We start from the raw sequence: 16,458 nt of genomic DNA, 5'->3' as shown, positions 1-16,458 counted from the left end.
GTCTCCGGTATCAGGCTGCGCTGGGCGAGCTGCGCACAATGGCGGCCTCGCGCACGGGCAGGTTGACGATGGCGGCAAAAATGCCCAGGGCAATCGAGATGTACCAGACCATATCGTAGTTGCCGTTGATATCGTAGAGATAGCCGCCCAGCCATACGCCCAGGAAGCTGCCGATCTGGTGGCTGAAAAAGACAAAGCCGCCCAGCATGGACAGATGCTGCACGCCGAAGATCTGGGCGATGGTGGCATTGGTCAGCGGCACGGTGGACAGCCACAGAAAGCCCATGGCGGCGCAGAAGGCATAGACCGACCAGGGCGACAGCGGTGCCAGCAAAAAGGCCACGGTGGCCACCGAGCGCAGACCGTAGATGCCCGACAGCAGGTAGCGCTTGGGCAGCTTCTGGCCCAGATTGCCGGCCAGATAGGTGCCGAAGATATTGAACAGGCCGACCAGTGCCAGCGAATAGCTGGCCACATGGGGCGCCATGCCGAAGTCCTTCAGATAGCTGGGCATGTGCACCCCGATGAACATGACCTGGAAGCCGCAGACAAAGTAGCCCGCCATCAGCAGCAGAAAGCTGGGGTAGGTCCAGGCTTCCCTGAGCGCCTGGCCCACGGTCTGCTCGCGCTTGATGGGCGTGCTGCCGCCAAAGCCCGGCTCGCGCAGGCCAAAGGCCAGGGCGGCGATCAGCAGCGCGAACAGCGCCAGTATCAACAAGGCATTGGACCAGCCGAACTGCGCGATCAGCTTGCCCTCCACGGGCACCATGAAGAACTGGCCGAACGAGCCTGCCGCCGCGGCCACGCCCATGGCCCAGCTGCGCCGCGCCACCGGAATCTGGCGGCCCAGCACGCCGTAGATCACGGCATAGGTGGTGCCGGCCTGGGCCGCGCCGATCAGCACGCCGGCGGTCAGCAAAAACACGGTGGCATCGGGAGACAGCGCCATGCCGGCCAGGCCCAGGGCATAGAGGATGGAGCCGCCGATCAGCACCTTGAAGGCGCCGATGCGGTCGGCCAGCATGCCGACGAAGATGCCCAAGATGCCCCAGGACAGGTTCTGCACGGCAATGGCCAGGGAGAAGTTCTCGCGCGTCCAGCCCATCTCCTGGGTAATGGGTTGCAGCCACAGGCCGAAGCCGTGGCGTATGCCCATGGAGAGCGTGACGATGGCGCCACCGCACAGAAGAATCTGCGCCATGGACATGGGGGCTTGAGTTGTCTTTGTAGTCATGCCGTGTGTGCGAAAAAAGGCTTGGGGTGCGGTCAACTTGCCACTTTAACGAAACAAGCTGTTTTGCGCCTGCACAGGCCGTCACATGCGTGGCAGGCTGCCCTGCCAGAATGCGTGACCGGCAAGCTGCGGCGCGGGAGCCGCAGCCGGGCAGAAAAAAATAAAAAGTGAGCGCTTTGCGCAATCTGCGTAATGGATATCGATTTGAAACTATCCATAACGCATGAATGGCAAGCGGTAAATGCTATTGTTTTCAGAGTGTCCGCAGCGATGAAGACCCGGTAAAAACACGTTGCCAAGACAGATGTTCGGGCTTTGTGCAAGAGTATTGGGAGTAAACAACTGTGAATTTATCCAGCTCTCACTCGGAGAGGCTACTACAATCCGCCCCCATGGCAGTCAAACCGTCCAACGAATATTCCGAAGGCTCGATCCGCGTTCTCAAGGGTCTGGAGCCTGTCAAACAGCGTCCTGGCATGTATACGCGCACCGACAACCCCCTGCACATCCTGCAGGAGGTGATCGACAACGCGGCCGACGAGGCGCTTGCCGGCTACGGCAAGAAAATCAAATTCACCATGCACGCCGACGGCTCCTACAGCGTGGAGGACGACGGGCGCGGCATTCCCTTCGGTCTGCACCCCGAGGAAAAGGCGCCCGTGGTGGAGCTGGTCTTCACGCGCTTGCACGCGGGCGGCAAGTTCGACAAGGGCAATGGCGGCGCCTACAGCTTCTCGGGCGGTCTGCACGGCGTGGGCGTCTCGGTGACGAATGCGCTGGCCACACGTCTGGAGGTGCAGGTGCACCGCGACGGCCAGGTGGCCACGCTGGTGTTCTCGGGCGGCGATGTGATCGAGCCGCTCAAGGTGCGCCCTTTGCAGGCTGGCGAGCGCAAGCAGGGCACGACGGTACGTGCCTGGCCCGATGCCAAATACTTCGAATCCTCGGCCCTGCCCATGGGCGAGCTGGTGCATCTGCTGCGCAGCAAGGCCGTGCTCATGCCTGGCGTGGCCGTTTCGCTGATCAACGAAAAATCGCGTGACACCCAGAGCTGGCAGTTCAAGGGCGGTCTGCGCGACTATCTGGCGCAGAGCCTGCATGGCGAGCCCGTCATCCCCCTGTTCGAAGGCGAGGGCTTTGCCGACAAGAACAACGACAGCTTTGCCGAAGGCGAGGGCGCGGCCTGGTGCGTGGCCTTCACCGAAGACGGTGCGCCGCTGCGCGAAAGCTATGTCAACCTGATTCCCACCACCGCTGGCGGCACGCATGACAGCGGCCTGCGCGACGGCCTTTTCCAGGCCGTCAAGGCCTTCATCGACATGCACTCGCTGCTGCCCAAGGGCGTCAAGCTCATGCCCGACGACGTGTTTGCGCGCGCCAGCTATGTGCTCAATGCCAAGGTGCTCGATCCGCAGTTCCAGGGCCAGATCAAGGAGCGCCTGAACTCGCGCGATGCCGTGCGTCTGGTCTCGGGCTTTGTGCGCCCGGCGCTGGAGCTGTGGCTCAACGAGCATGTGGACTGGGGCAAGAAGCTGGCCGAGATCGCCATCAAGGCCGCCCAGACGCGCCAGAAGGCCGGCCAGAAGGTGGAAAAGCGCAAGGGCAGCGGCGTGGCCGTGCTGCCCGGCAAGCTGACCGATTGCGAGAGCAAGGATATAGCCGTCAACGAGGTGTTTCTGGTCGAGGGCGACTCTGCCGGCGGCAGCGCCAAGATGGGCCGCGACAAGGAAACCCAGGCCATCCTGCCGCTGCGCGGCAAGGTGCTCAACACCTGGGAGGTGGACCGCGACCGGCTGTTCGCCAACAACGAAATCCACGATATCTCGGTGGCGATCGGCGTGGACCCGCATGGCCCCAATGACGAGCCAGACCTGTCCGGCCTGCGCTACGGCAAGATCTGCATTCTCTCGGATGCGGACGTGGACGGCTCGCACATCCAGGTGCTGCTGCTGACGCTGTTCTTCAAGCATTTCCCCAAGCTCATCGAAGCCGGCCACATCCATGTGGCGCTGCCGCCGCTGTTCCGGGTGGACGTGCCGGCGCGCGGCAAAAAGCCCGCCATCAAGGTCTATGCGCTCGATGCGGGCGAGCTCGATGCCATCATCGAAAAATGCGCCAAGGACGGCGTGCCGCGCGAGAAATGCCAGGTCAGCCGTTTCAAGGGCCTGGGCGAGATGAATGCCGAACAGCTGTGGGAAACCACGCTGAACCCCGATACGCGTCGTCTGCTGCCGGTGCAGTTCATGAATCTGGACTTTGCACAGTCGGAGGCCGTGGTCACCAAGCTCATGGGCAAGGGCGAAGCCGCCGCCCGCCGCGAGCTGATGGAGCTGCATGGCGATGCCGTGGAGGTCGATATCTAGGCGGGCGTTGCCAACGTCTGCACTAGCGCTCACCAGCGGTCGATGGAGCCAGCCATGCACAAGCCCATGTTCGATGCCTCACCCAGCCAGCCGCCTGCGCGCGGCGGGTTCGCGTCTGTGCGTTTGCGACGTGCAGTGGCGGCTGCCCTGCTGGCGGGCTTGGGCTGGCTGGCCCTGGCGCCGGCGGCGCATGCCGATCTCTGGGCCTATGTCGACGAATTTGGGGTCACGCACTTTGCGGCCGAGGCGCTGGACGAACGCTACAAGCTGTTCTTCAAGGGCGAGCTCTACGACAGCAGCCAGCCGGGTCTACAGCTCAAGCCGGATTCGGCGGCCGAGGGGCTCAGCGCCCGCACGCGCATGCAGAGCTTTTTCGAGGTCTCGCCGCGCTACAAGAGCGTGAGGCCGCATCTGCAGAAAGCGGCCGAGAGAACCGGCGTGGACTACGACCTGATCAAGGCCGTGATCGCCGTGGAGTCCGGCTTTGATGCCCAGGCCGTCTCGCCCAAGGGCGCCGTCGGTCTGATGCAGCTGATGCCGGCCACGGCAGAGCGCTTTGGCGTGTCGGCCAGCAAAAAGCGCAGCATGCAGCAGCAACTGACCGACCCGGCCGTGAACGTGCCTGCCGGCGCGCGCTATCTGAGCTATCTGATGGACTTGTTCCCGGGCCGGCTCGATCTGGTGCTGGCAGCCTATAACGCAGGCGAAGGTGCGGTGCAGAAGTTTGGCAAGGCGATTCCGCCCTACAAAGAAACAATGAATTACGTCAAGGCCGTCACGGGCATTTACGAGCAGTTGCAGGCAGCCCGGCCCCTGAGCGGCCGGCTGGCTGCGGCCGGTTCGGCTGGCCGCGGCGGCTCCCGCATACGCATGACTCTGCCGGGCGCGGCCTCTGCGGCCGCGGACGCGCAAATACCTTGAGTCGCCGGATCGGCGCAATTTGGAAAATCACAAAGAATTCATGAGCGATCAAACCACACTGGATTTGTCTCAACAAGCCGCTGGCGATGCACTGGACCTGGGTCAATACGCACAGCGCGCCTATCTCGAATACGCTTTGTCGGTGGTCAAGGGCCGTGCCCTGCCCGACGTCAGCGATGGCCTCAAGCCCGTGCAGCGCCGCATCCTCTATGCCATGGACCGCATGGGTCTGGGCTATAGCGGCCCGAATGGCAATACGGCGGCCAAGCCGGTCAAGAGCGCCCGTGTCGTCGGCGACGTGCTGGGCCGCTTTCACCCGCACGGCGACCAGTCGGCCTACGACGCACTGGTGCGCATGGCCCAGGACTTCAATCAGCGCTATCCGCTGGTCGACGGCCAGGGCAACTTCGGCAGCCGCGACGGCGACGGCGCAGCGGCCATGCGTTACACCGAGGCGCGCCTGTCCAAGATCACCGGCCTGCTGCTCGACGAAATCGATATGGGCACCGTGGACTTTGTGCCCAACTACGACGGCAGCACTCAGGAGCCCAAGCAGCTTCCGGCGCGTCTGCCGTTCTCGCTGCTCAATGGCGCCAGCGGCATCGCCGTGGGTCTGGCTACGGAAATCCCGAGCCACAATCTGCCCGAGGTGGCAGCGGCCTGCGTGGCCCTGATCAAGAAGCCGCAACTGCCTGAGGAGGAGCTGCTGGCGCTGATTCCCGGCCCCGACTATCCGGGCGGCGGCCAGATCATTTCATCGAGCAGCGATATTGCCGATGCCTACCGCACGGGCCGTGGCAGTCTCAAGGTGCGTGCGCGCTGGAAGATCGAAGAGCTGGCACGCGGCCAGTGGCAACTGGTGGTGACCGAGCTGCCGCCCGGCGTGTCGGCCCAGAAGGTGCTCGAAGAGATCGAGGACATCACCAATCCCAAGGTCAAGACCGGCAAGAAGGCGCTGAGCCAGGAGCAGACCCAGCTCAAGGCCAGCATGCTGGCCGTGCTGGACTGCGTGCGCGACGAGTCGAGCAAGGATGCGCCGGTGCGCATCGTGTTCGAGCCCAAAACCGGCAAGATTCCGCAGTCGGAGCTGATCACGGCGCTGCTGGCCCACACCAGCCTGGAGTCTTCGAGCTCGATCAACCTGACCAGCATCGGCCTCGATGGCCGCCCGGTGCAGAAGTCGCTGCGCCAGATGCTGGAGGAGTGGATTGCCTTCCGCTTCCAGACCGTGACGCGACGCAGCCAGCACCGGCTGGAGAAGGTGCTCGATCGCATCCACATCCTCGAAGGCCGTCAGGCCGTGCTGCTCAATATCGACAAGGTCATTGCCATCATCCGCGCCAGTGATGAACCCAAGCAGGCCCTGATCGACGCCTTCAATCTCTCCGAGCGTCAGGCCGAGGACATTCTTGAAATCCGTCTGCGTCAATTGGCGCGCCTGGAGGCCATCAAGATCGAGCAGGAGCTCAAGGAGCTGCGCAGCGAGCAGGGCAAGCTAGAGGACATCCTGGGCAGCGAGGCGACCATGCGCCGCCTGATCTGCAAGGAAATCGAGGCCGATGCAAAGACCTTCGGCGATGCCCGTCGCACGCTGATCCACGAGGAGAAAAAGGTGGTGGCCGAGGTCAAGGTGGTGGATGAACCCACGACCGTGATCATTTCCGAAAAGGGCTGGGTGCGCACGCGTCAAGGCCACGGCGTGGATGCGGGTACGCTGAGCTTCAAGGCCGGCGACAGCCTCTACGGCACCTTCGAGTGCCGCACCGTCGATCAGTTGCTGGCCTTTGGCAGCAACGGCCGGGTCTATTCGGTGCCGGTGTCGGCCCTGCCGGGCGGACGCGGCGACGGCCAGCCTGTGACGACGATGATCGAACTCGAAGCCGGCACCCAGCTGCTGTACTACTTTGCCGGCAGTGAAAGCACGCAGCTGCTGCTCTCGGGCTCGGGCGCCTATGGCTTCACGGCGAATGTGGGCGATATGGTCTCGCGCCAGAAGGCCGGCAAGGCCTTTGTCACGCTGGGCGAGGGCGAGACCCTGTGCGCACCTTCGGTGGTGCATGGCGTGCCGATGAATGCGCGTGCCGAGTATGTGGAAGGCGGCGAGCAGGGAGCAGGTCTGCTCAACCCCGCCAGCCATGTGATCTGCGCCTCGGTGGGCGGTCGCATTCTGACCTTCGAGATCGCAGAGCTCAAGGCCATGCCCAAGGGCGGGCGCGGCCTGATGCTGATCAGCCTGGAAGACAAGGATCAACTGGCCGGCGCGGCCGCCTATACGCGCAGCATCCGCCTGGATGGCGTGGGGCGTGGCGGCAAGGCGCGTACCGAGACGCTGGAGATCCGCAGCCTCAACAACGCCCGTGGCAACCGCGGCCGCAAGGGCAAGGCCGCCGACCTGGGTTTCAAGCCCCAGGCGGTGACGCGTGTGGAATAGGTGATCGATACGCCCATGAAAAAAACCGCGTCAGTTTTGCTGGAGCGGTTTTTTTTGATCGGGCTTGAAGAAGGAATGGCAGAGAACGATCCGTGGCGGACGTTTGTGTCGAAGCCGTCAACGGTATCGCTTCGATCTTTCTCGGAAATTGTCACGTATAGATCTTCGTTGCCGCAAATCTCTCGCGCAGCCATGTGGCCGCGGGCCCGCTGGGCCGCTGCTTGTGCCAAACCAGCTCCAAGGCCACTGGGTGCGCCCCTTCGTCGAATCGTAGCGCTGGCATGACGAGGTCCTTGGCGATAGGCGAGCGCGCGATGATGTGATCAGGGATCAGTGCCCAGCCAATTCCTTGCTTGAGGATTTGCAGGATGACCCAATGGCTTTCGACCCACCAGACCTCGGCAGCGACGCGAAGGCGATGCTTTTCGGTTCCCTCGGACCTCAGGGTCACCATGATTTGGCGGTGACGCTTGAGCTCCTCCCAGTCGACAACGGTGTGCGCAAGCGGATGGTTGCTTCCGCAAACCAGTTTGAGCGGTACCCAGCCAATAGTGTGAAAGCCAAGTTCTGCGGGCAGCGATTCCTGGCGCCACATCACTCCGATATCCGCTTTTCCATCAAGAATCATATTGCTGACATCCTCCATCATGGGGAACAGCAACTCCAGTTCGACATGGGGAAAGAGGCTCGCGAACTCGGCGAATAGCTCTCCCTGCACATGCTCCGGGTAGAGCTCGTCGATGGCTACGACAAGGCGCTTTTCAACATGCGCCTCGAAGCTCGCCGCAACCCCAATGAGGTGTTCGCGGCGATCGAGGATCAGCCTGGCCTCAGCCAGCAGGCGCTCGCCCGCGGCCGTCAACGAGGGGTTGCGCCCGGCACGGTTGAACAGCATCACCCCAAGATCCGTTTCCAGGTTGGAAACCTGGGTGCTGACGGCCGATTGCGCCTTGCGCAAAGCTCGTCCGGCGGCAGAAAACGATCCTTTTTCTGCCGCCGAGACGAATGCTTCCAGTTGATCCATGGATATGCTCATCTATCTGATTTTAAGATGGAAGATAACTTTTCATTATTTGATATCAAGATACATTGCACACCAATCAATGTGATTGGAGAAAAATGATGAAAACGCGCAGTCTTTCTGATCGGGTGCGGCACGCTTTGATGTTCGAGGCTATCGGGTTGATGATCATCATCCCGGCCTCGGCAGCCTTGTTCAACAAGCCCATGACGCACATGGGTGTGGTGGGTATCGGCTCTGCCACGATCGCGACGGTTTGGAATTTCACGTTCAACATCGGATTTGATCGCTGCATGCGGGAGATGTACGGCCATATTCGCAAGAGCTTCAAAGCACGCCTGCTGCACACTGTCTTGTTTGAGGCGGGTCTGTTGCTGATTCTGCTGCCGTTGATAGCCTGGTATCTGAATATGACGCTACTCGATACGCTGGTGCTCGATCTGGCTATCGTCGTGTTCTATCTTGTTTACAACTTTGTGTTCAACGTCGCCTATGACCGTTTTTTTCCGGTCAGGGCAAATAGCCGTCCTCAGGTTGTTTCCAACTTGGGCGAGGCTTCATAGTTCACAGCCCGGCTTGGGTGCCAAGTCTCATGGAGGGGCTGGCTTCATGACGTAGTGCAGGTTTGAGTTGCAGTTACGGATTCCCCGCGCAATCCAGTGTCGGACTGAAGACTGAATTGGAGCGCCCATCATGTCGCTTGGCATGGAGGCTAGCCAGTCGCGCTATCCATCGAATGCCACAAGGCCTGCATCTGCACGGCACCGAAGTCAATGTTCGAAGGTTCTCTATGAAATTCCAGAGCCGCTGGCTCACGCTTGGCGTGGTTTCAACGGCGTTGCTGCTCATCGTCATCGATATGACGGTGCTCTACACGGCGTTGCCGAGTCTGGCGCAGGCCCTGCACACCACGGCTTCGGAGAAGCTGTGGATTCTCAATGTCTACTCTTTGGTGATGGCCGGATTGATGCCGGCCATGGGTGCCTTAGGCGATCGTCTGGGTCACCGGATGGTCTTTATCAGTGGCATGGCTCTGTTTGGACTGGCCTCCGTGATTGCAGCATTTGCTCCCAGCGCCGCTGTACTGATCGCTGCTCGTGCATTGCTTGCCATTGGCGGCGCAGCCATGATGCCGGCCACGATTGCCATTGTTCGTACCACCTTCCATGACTCCAAAGAACTGGCTTTTGCCATTGGTGTCTGGGCGTCTGTGGCCTCTGGTGGCGCTGCGGTGGGCCCGGTCTTGGGTGGAGTCTTGCTGGAGCATTTTTGGTGGGGTTCGGTTTTTCTGATCAACGTCCCCATCATTGCTGTGGCTGCAGTGCTGGCCTGGTGGCTGGTTCCCAAGAGCGCGGGGAATGCGAACGTCACCATCGACTTGCATAGCTGCTGGCAAAGCACGCTTGGCATCATCGCACTGGCTTATGGCATCAAGGAATTGGCCAGGCTCGATAGTCATGTGCTCTTGGCCTGGGGGGCTTTGCTTGCGGGAGCCGTGACATTGACAGTCTTTGTGCGACGTCAACTCCGGCTGCCGCAACCATTGATTGATTTCAGCTTGCTTTCAGTCGCCCCCATAGCCATGGGTATTTTTATCGCGCTCGTGGCGTCAATGACGCTGATCGGCTTTGAGTTGGTGCTCAGTCAGAGGCTGCAGTTGGTTCTGGGAAAAAGTCCCCTTGAGGCAGGAGCATTTGTTCTGCCTATCTCCTTGGGGTCTTTCTTCGCAGGACCGTTGGCGGGGGTATTGATTGGACACATTGGCGGTCCGCGTGTCATTGCTGCCGGCCTGGTCATGTGTGCCTCAGGCATCTGGGGATATCTTGGCTTGAACGAGGCAGGCGCATTGTGGCAAGTGGGGGTCCTGGCCTTGTGCGGTGTGGGAATAGGCTTCAGCCTGACCGCCTCCAGCGCGCTGGTAATGACGAATGTGTCAGAAGACCGCGCAGGCATGGCGGGGTCTGTAGAAGGCGTGGCCTATGAGTTTGGAGGAGGGTTGGGGGTGACTATTTTTGGCTCCCTGATGACTGCGGTCTACGTCGCGCATGTACGACACGGCGGTATAGAGGCCATGGCTGGCAGCGGCCTGGACGAAGCGTATCGAAATACCCAACAAGGCATCCAATCTCCAGCCGTTTTACAAAGCGCAATGCAAGCGTTTGAAGCGTCTTTTGCCGCGGTTAGCGGTGTTGTCATCGCGTTGCTTTTTTCTCTCGCGCTAGTCGTTTTGGTGCTGGCTCGTCATTTACCCAAGCAGCAGACGGGCAACTGACTCCAGGCAAGAGGCAGGATTTTGAGGTTGCTCTGCTTTTGCAACAGCGCGCCGCAGCTTTGGTCCAAAGCTGTCGTTTCATAAAGTACGCGTGCGGCGGCTTTGGGGCGCTGAACGGCGACAGTCAAAATCTATTCCAAAGCAGCCCGCCTCGCTGACTCAATTTCGGCCGCCGGGGATTAATGCTTACAGCAGGAAATTCGATTTCGACCTGGGTTGAGGCCTAGCTCGCTCCAGTCCCCGGAGGCCTGTTGATGCAAAGAGCTTTGGCAAAGCTCTTGCGCCCATTCACTGCGCTGGCACAGGCAGTGCCGTGAAGGTTTGCGCGGGAGCTATTATCTGGTCGCGGCAGGCGACCAGGGGCAGGTCGCGCTGCCCCGATTCGGTGCGAGAAACCAGGGCATACAAGGTGCTCACGGCCCTGGACACGGCATCGGGCACGGCGCGCCCTTGAATCAGATGGCCCAGCAGCACGGCCGAGAACACATCGCCCATGCCGTTGGGCAGGGGGTGCAGGTCGATATAGGGCGTCTGTACCAGCCAGGACTTGTCGGCAGTCACGGCCAGCGTGGCCAGTTGGTCGGCAGGCAGATCGTCGGTGCGCAGGCTGGTGATGACGATCAGGGCCGACGGGCTGTGATGCAGTTGCGTCAGCATGGCTCGGGCCGCCTGGGTGGCCGCTTCCACGGTGCTCAGCGGCTGGCCGCCGCACAGCAGCTCGAACTCGTAATGGTTGGGCGTGATGACGCTGGCCTGGGACAGCGCGCGCTTGCGCAGAAAGTCCGGGATGCCGGGGCGCACAAACACGCCGCGCCCCACATCGCCCATGACCGGGTCGCACAGATAGTGTGCCTTGGGCTGGGCGGCGCGCACCTCCTGCACGGCGGCCAGAATGGCTTCGCCCACACCGGCATCGCCCAGATAGCCCGAGAGCACGGCCGTGCAGCGCGCCAGCACGCCGCGGGCGCGCAGGCCGTCCAGCACATCCTGTACATGGGCCGGCGTGAAGACCTGGCCCTTGAATTCGCCGTAGCCCGTGTGGTTGGAGAACTGCACCGTATGCACGGCCACGGGTTCTATGCCCAGCAGCTGCAGCGGCAGCATGGCGGCGTCGTTGCCCACATGGCCGTAGGCGACATGGGATTGAATGCTGAGAACCAGCGGGGGTGCCTGCGTGCTGGGCATGAGGGCTCTTTCGTGAGTGATCGAGATGCTTGCGGCAAGCATCGCGCTGCAAAGATAAAGTGAGCTGCTTGCGTTTGCCAATCAATCAATTCAGATAGTTTTGTATCTGAACTCTATGAATGGCAAGTGGTATTAGCTCACTTTATGTGTGTGAGCGGAAGTCTCAGCCCAGCTCGGCCATCAGCTCGATTTCCACGCAGCAGCCCAGGGGGATCTGGGCCACGCCGAAGGCGCTGCGGGCGTGCTTGCCGGCTTCGCCGAAGACTTCGCCCAACAGTTCGCTGCAGCCGTTGGTGACCAGATGCTGCTCGGTGTAGCTGGTGCTGGAGTTGACCAGGCTCATGACCTTGACGATGCGCTTGACGCGATTCAGATCGCCGCCGCAGGCATGCTGCAGCGTGCCCATCAGATCCACGGCCACGGCGCGGGCTGCCTGCTTGCCTTCTTCGGTCGTCATGTTCTCGCCCAGCTTGCCGACCCAGGGCTGGCCGTTCTGCTTGGCGATATGGCCGCTGAGGAACACCAGATTGCCGGTCTGCATATAGGGCAGGTAGGCGGCTGCAGGCATGGCCACTTCGGGCAGGGTGATGTTCAGGGCTTTGAGTTTTTCATAGACGCTCATGACGGCTCCAAAAAGTGCGAGGCTAAGGATCGACAAGTTTGACACAGCAGCGGGCCCGGGCATGGATCGCCTTGGCACAGCGGCCATAGCTTTTGAATTGATAGCTGCTCGCATAATGAGAGCAAGTGTTTGATGCCGTTTTGGTGTGCGAGACAGGACAGGGATAGTCGCAATGCTGGGCGCGGGCGCTCGCTCCTAGCATGACAGCATGCCGCTCCATCAGACTCCAAGCTCTCAGCATCACCGCCTGTCGTGGCTGGCGCCGCTCTGGGGTTGTGTGCTGGGCGCTGCATGGCAGGTGACCCAGGCCAGGCTGTGGCATCTGTCGCTCTACCAGATCTTGCTGGCCTGGGGTTTGCTGACACTGCTGTTTGCATGCAGATGGCGTGGCAGACCCTGGCAGAGCTGGTGGCTGATGCTGTTGGGTGCTGCCTGCTGTGTGGCGGGGGGGATGGGTTGGCGTGCACATGCTTATCTGACGCAGACCCTGCCACAGGCGCTGGAGGCGGTGGACTTGCAGGTGGAAGGGCGGATTGCCTCCATGCTGCAGAACCAGGTCAACGGCCAGCGCTGGCGTTTTGTGGTCGATAGTTCGGATGCCGGCGTGCCAAGGCTGCTGGAGCTGTCCTGGTATGGCCCGTTCGGGCAGGTGCCGGACGCCAGCCAGCCTCTCGTCCCTGACTGGGCCCAGGGCATGGCGTTGAGTCCCGGCCAGCGTTGGCGCTTCACGGTGCGCATCAAGCGCCCGCATGGCTCGCGCAATCCGCACGGCTTTGACTATGAGCTGCTGGCCTGGGAGCAAGGAGTGCAGGCCACGGGCTATGTGCGCAAGCAGCCCGCGCCCGAACTGCTGGCCGTGACAAGCCAATATCCGCTGCAGCGCTGGCGACAGGGCTTGCGCGATCGCATTCAGGGCGAGGCATTGCGCTTGCAGCGCTGGTTGCCAGGTGGCGGTGCAGAGCATGCACAGACCGCTCTGGGTGTGGTGGCTGCGCTGGCCGTGGGCGATCAGCAGGCGATTGACCGCAAGGACTGGACCCTGTTCCGTCAGACAGGTGTGGCGCATCTGATGAGCATATCGGGCCTGCATATCACCATGTTTGCCTGGCTGGCAGTCTTGATCGTGGGCCGTGTATGGAGGCTGAGTGCGCGCGCTTGTCGTTGGATGCCTGCCCCGCGCGCGGCCCTGGTCATGGGCGTGTTACTGGCGGCGGCCTATGCCTTGTTCAGCGGTTGGGGCCTGCCTGCGCAACGCACGATCTGCATGCTGGCCGTAGTGGCGCTGCTTCAATGGCTGGGCGTGCGCTGGCCCTGGGCCTGTGTATGGCTGCTGGCACTGGCGGTGATTGTTGTGGCCGATCCCTGGGCGTTGTGGCAGGCTGGGTTCTGGCTCAGTTTTGTCGCCGTCGGTGTATTGCTTGCTTCCAATTCAGGGGCCGTTAGCGCTGAAGCTGCAAGCGCAAAAAAACGATTTCTCGCACGATTGAAGGAATTGTGGCGCGAGCAGTGGCTGATCTCCCTTGCCTTGGCACCACTGGGTCTGTTGCTGTTTGGTCAGGTGTCCGTCGTGGGCCTGCTGGCCAATCTGCTGGCCATTCCCTGGGTGACATTGGTGGTCACGCCGCTGGCCTTGCTGGCTGCCGTGCTGCCCATGGCGGCAAGCGCTGCTGCCGTCGCCATGCTGCCCTTGATGAGCCTGCTGCAGTGGCTGGCTGCGCTGCCCGGAGCCGTATGGGCCTTGCCGCAGCCTGCCTGGTGGGCCAGTGTGCTGGCAATAGTCGCCGGACTGCTGGTGATTGCGCCTTTGCCACTCAGGTTGCGGCTGGTGGCGGCCATATTTGTTTTGCCAGCCCTGTTTTGGCCTCGATCATGGCCGCGTGCGGGCGAGTTTGAACTGCTGGCGGCGGATATCGGCCAGGGCAATGCCGTCATCATCAGCACAGCCAGCCATCGTCTGCTCTATGACGCAGGGCCTCAGTACAGCCGCCAGAGCGATGCCGGCGAGCGTGTGCTCCTGCCGCTGATGGCCGCGAATGGCATGCAGATTGATGCCATGATGCTCAGTCACAGCGACAAGGATCACACAGGTGGAGCTCTGGCCGTCAAGGCGGCTCAGCCTCGCGCGCAAGTCTGGGGCTCGGACTCGGTGATTCAAGCCCCGCAACTGGCGGGCCTGGCTCCGGTTCAGCGCTGTACACAGGGGCAGCACTGGCAATGGGATGGTGTGACGTTTGAAGTGCTGCACCCGCCTGCAGGAGAGGCCTGGCTCAATGGTCGCAAGGCCAAGCCGAACTTTGGCAGTTGCGTGTTGCGCCTGCGTTCGGCCAGCGGGCGCGTGGCCCTGTTGGCCGGAGATATCGAGGCAGCGCAGGAGCAGCAACTGTTGCAAACCAGTCTGGACGAGCCTGTGGACTGGCTGCTGGTGCCTCACCATGGCAGCAAGACTTCATCGACCGAGTCCTGGGTCAACACGCTGCGGCCGCGCTGGGCGGTGGTGCAGGCGGGTTATCGGAATCGCTTCGGGCATCCGGTGGCAGCTGTGGTGCAGCGCTATCAGGCGGTGGGCAGCCAGCTGGTGGCTCAGGATCGCTGCGGCGCAGCCTACTGGAACTCTGCTCAACCTGAAAAATTGGAATGCGAGCGCTTGATTCGGGCGCATTATTGGGATGTCCATGCCATTTCCAAGGAGCAGCCCTGAGAAACTGGCATGGAGCTTGCATTGATGCTGTACCGCTTTCGGGCGGATGCAGACATGCATGGTTGCACGCTCGTTGCCTGGCAGCTTGTCCGGTGCGGCGTCGCTAAACTGAAATCCGTGGCTTGCCTGCGTGAGCAGCGGCAAAAATAGAGAGGACAAGATGCGCACATTCGATGAGATGTATCTGAGCTTGCCCGCCGAAGGTGGTGCGGTGCGAGACCACTATCGGGACTATGCGCAGTGGCTGGGCAAACAATCGCAGGAATATCTGCGAGCGCGCAGTGCCGAGGCGGAAATCGTTTTTCGCCGCGTGGGTATCACCTTTGCCGTCTATGGCGACAAGGACGAGAGCGGCGCCGGTACGGAGCGCCTGATTCCGTTCGATTTGATCCCCCGCATCATTCCGGCCCATGAGTGGGCCAGCATGCAGGCCGGTCTGGCTCAGCGCGTGAAGGCGCTCAACTGCTTTATCCGTGATGCCTACCATGGCCAGGACATGGTGCGCGCCGGTCTGATTCCGACGGAGCTGGTGCGCGGCAACAGCCAGTACAGGCCCGAGATGGAGGGCATTCAGGTGCCCAACGATGTCTACGCCAGTATCGCCGGCATAGACATCGTGCGCGCGCCCGATGAGCAGGGCAACGGCGTCTATTACGTGCTCGAAGACAATCTGCGCGTGCCATCGGGTGTTTCCTACATGCTGGAGAACCGCCGCATGACCATGCGCCTGTTCCCCGAACTTTTCGGCAAGCATGCCGTGGCACCCGTGGCCCACTATCCCGACATGCTGCTCGACACCCTGCGTGCCAGCGCACCGTCGGGCGTGCTGGAGCCCACGGTGGTGGTGCTGACGCCGGGCATGTACAACAGCGCCTATTTCGAGCATGCCTTCCTGGCCCAGCAAATGGGGGTGGAGCTGGTCGAAGGCCAGGATCTGGTGGTCGAGAAAGACGTGGTCTATATGCGCACCACCCAGGGGCTGCAGCGTGTGGACGTGATCTACCGCCGTGTGGACGATGATTTCCTCGACCCCGAGGTCTTCAGGCCCACATCGACGCTGGGCTGCAAGGGCCTGATGCGGGCCTACCGCGCAGGCAACGTCAATATCTGCAATGCCGTGGGCACGGGCCTGGCCGACGACAAATCGGTATATCCCTATGTGCCGGAGATGATCCGCTTCTATCTGGGTGAGGAGCCCATTCTGCAGAACGTGCCGACCTGGCTGTGCCGCAAGGAGGACGACCTCAAATACGTGCTCGACCACCTGCATGAGCTGGTCGTCAAGGAAGTGCACGGTGCCGGCGGTTACGGCATGCTGATCGGGCCGGCGGCGACCAAGGCCGAGATAGAGGCCTTCCGCCGCGTGCTGGTCGGCAATCCTTCGGGTTATATCGCGCAGCCCACGCTCTCCCTGTCCACCTGCCCGACCATGGTGGAAAAAGGCATAGCGCCGCGCCATATCGACCTGCGGCCCTTTGTGCTCACGGGCACCGAGGTCAATATGGTGGCCGGTGGACTCACGCGTGTGGCGCTCAAGCAGGGATCACTGGTGGTGAATTCGTCTCAGGGCGGCGGAACCAAGGATACCTGGGTGCTTGAAGATCAAGGGGGAGCTCGCTGATGCTGTCACGTACCGCAGATCATTTGTACTCGATGTCCCTCTACACCGAGCGGGCGGAAAAAAATGCTGCAAGCATTTTTTCACCAGAAT

Annotated in this window: 11 protein-coding genes; 7 read left to right on the top strand and 4 right to left on the bottom strand. The window is 61.7% G+C overall.

Translation table 11 applies throughout. The features are described 5' to 3' along the window. Positions 1 to 10 precede the first annotated feature (10 nt). The gene (locus tag EIC84_RS04680; protein ID WP_003064587.1) at positions 11 to 1,207 is read right to left on the bottom strand and encodes an MFS transporter; all 1,197 of its coding nucleotides are present in this window, start codon (positions 1,205 to 1,207) and stop codon (positions 11 to 13) included. Positions 1,208 to 1,626: 419 nt separating this feature from the next. On the opposite strand from EIC84_RS04680, the gene EIC84_RS04675 reads away from it, so the two are divergent. From EIC84_RS04675 to parC, 3 genes are read left to right on the top strand one after another with little or no spacing between them, the layout of a single operon-like run. Further along, positions 1,627 to 3,597, top strand: coding sequence for a DNA topoisomerase IV subunit B (locus EIC84_RS04675; protein WP_003064589.1), 1,971 nt, complete (start codon positions 1,627 to 1,629; stop codon positions 3,595 to 3,597). 54 nt (positions 3,598 to 3,651) lie between these two features. Further along, the gene (locus EIC84_RS04670) at positions 3,652 to 4,518 is read left to right on the top strand and encodes a lytic transglycosylase domain-containing protein (RefSeq protein WP_003064591.1); all 867 of its coding nucleotides are present in this window, start codon (positions 3,652 to 3,654) and stop codon (positions 4,516 to 4,518) included. Between the two features lie 40 nt (positions 4,519 to 4,558). Continuing rightward, positions 4,559 to 6,949, top strand: coding sequence for a DNA topoisomerase IV subunit A (gene parC, locus EIC84_RS04665; protein WP_003064592.1), 2,391 nt, complete (start codon positions 4,559 to 4,561; stop codon positions 6,947 to 6,949). A gap of 151 nt (positions 6,950 to 7,100) precedes the next feature. Here the strand turns inward: parC and EIC84_RS04660 are convergent, their stop codons facing one another. Then, a complete protein-coding gene (locus tag EIC84_RS04660) occupies positions 7,101 to 7,985 on the bottom strand; it encodes a LysR family transcriptional regulator (protein ID WP_012837392.1) in 885 nt (294 codons plus the stop codon). An 83-nt stretch (positions 7,986 to 8,068) separates the two neighbouring features. On the opposite strand from EIC84_RS04660, the gene EIC84_RS04655 reads away from it, so the two are divergent. Both EIC84_RS04655 and EIC84_RS04650 read left to right on the top strand, forming a co-directional pair. Continuing rightward, the gene (locus tag EIC84_RS04655) at positions 8,069 to 8,533 is read left to right on the top strand and encodes a PACE efflux transporter (RefSeq protein WP_197565153.1); all 465 of its coding nucleotides are present in this window, start codon (positions 8,069 to 8,071) and stop codon (positions 8,531 to 8,533) included. A gap of 227 nt (positions 8,534 to 8,760) precedes the next feature. Further along, positions 8,761 to 10,242, top strand: a complete 1,482-nt coding sequence (locus EIC84_RS04650; RefSeq protein ID WP_003064598.1) for an MFS transporter — start codon at positions 8,761 to 8,763, stop codon at positions 10,240 to 10,242. Positions 10,243 to 10,530: 288 nt separating this feature from the next. Here the strand turns inward: EIC84_RS04650 and pdxY are convergent, their stop codons facing one another. Then, complete coding sequence (pdxY, locus tag EIC84_RS04645) at positions 10,531 to 11,427, bottom strand: pyridoxal kinase PdxY (protein ID WP_012837395.1); 897 nt, start codon at positions 11,425 to 11,427, stop codon at positions 10,531 to 10,533. A gap of 163 nt (positions 11,428 to 11,590) precedes the next feature. After that, positions 11,591 to 12,049, bottom strand: coding sequence for a RidA family protein (locus EIC84_RS04640; protein WP_003064600.1), 459 nt, complete (start codon positions 12,047 to 12,049; stop codon positions 11,591 to 11,593). 208 nt (positions 12,050 to 12,257) lie between these two features. Between EIC84_RS04640 and EIC84_RS04635 the strand changes: the two genes are divergently transcribed. Together EIC84_RS04635 and EIC84_RS04630 are read left to right on the top strand one after the other, a co-directional pair. Then, complete coding sequence (locus EIC84_RS04635) at positions 12,258 to 14,747, top strand: DNA internalization-related competence protein ComEC/Rec2 (protein ID WP_003064602.1); 2,490 nt, start codon at positions 12,258 to 12,260, stop codon at positions 14,745 to 14,747. A 160-nt stretch (positions 14,748 to 14,907) separates the two neighbouring features. Further along, entirely contained in the window at positions 14,908 to 16,368 is a 1,461-nt protein-coding gene (locus tag EIC84_RS04630) for a circularly permuted type 2 ATP-grasp protein (protein ID WP_003064606.1), read from the top strand. The last annotated feature ends 90 nt before the right edge of the window (positions 16,369 to 16,458 follow it).

Origin of the sequence: Comamonas sp. A23 (assembly GCF_004522605.1) — a bacterium.
Lineage (GTDB): Bacteria > Pseudomonadota > Gammaproteobacteria > Burkholderiales > Burkholderiaceae_C > Comamonas > Comamonas thiooxydans.
Note: the sequence above shows the minus strand (reverse complement) of the source record. Positions and strands in the feature narration are given on the sequence as shown.

Coding starts and splice junctions, on each gene's coding strand:
- EIC84_RS04680 (WP_003064587.1), bottom strand. CDS start 1,207: ATGTCCATGGCGCAGATTCTTCTGTGCGGTGGCGCCATCGTCACGCTC.
- EIC84_RS04675 (WP_003064589.1), top strand. CDS start 1,627: ATGGCAGTCAAACCGTCCAACGAATATTCCGAAGGCTCGATCCGCGTT.
- EIC84_RS04670 (WP_003064591.1), top strand. CDS start 3,652: ATGCACAAGCCCATGTTCGATGCCTCACCCAGCCAGCCGCCTGCGCGC.
- parC (WP_003064592.1), top strand. CDS start 4,559: ATGAGCGATCAAACCACACTGGATTTGTCTCAACAAGCCGCTGGCGAT.
- EIC84_RS04660 (WP_012837392.1), bottom strand. CDS start 7,985: ATGAGCATATCCATGGATCAACTGGAAGCATTCGTCTCGGCGGCAGAA.
- EIC84_RS04655 (WP_197565153.1), top strand. CDS start 8,069: ATGATGAAAACGCGCAGTCTTTCTGATCGGGTGCGGCACGCTTTGATG.
- EIC84_RS04650 (WP_003064598.1), top strand. CDS start 8,761: ATGAAATTCCAGAGCCGCTGGCTCACGCTTGGCGTGGTTTCAACGGCG.
- pdxY (WP_012837395.1), bottom strand. CDS start 11,427: ATGCCCAGCACGCAGGCACCCCCGCTGGTTCTCAGCATTCAATCCCAT.
- EIC84_RS04640 (WP_003064600.1), bottom strand. CDS start 12,049: ATGAGCGTCTATGAAAAACTCAAAGCCCTGAACATCACCCTGCCCGAA.
- EIC84_RS04635 (WP_003064602.1), top strand. CDS start 12,258: ATGCCGCTCCATCAGACTCCAAGCTCTCAGCATCACCGCCTGTCGTGG.
- EIC84_RS04630 (WP_003064606.1), top strand. CDS start 14,908: ATGCGCACATTCGATGAGATGTATCTGAGCTTGCCCGCCGAAGGTGGT.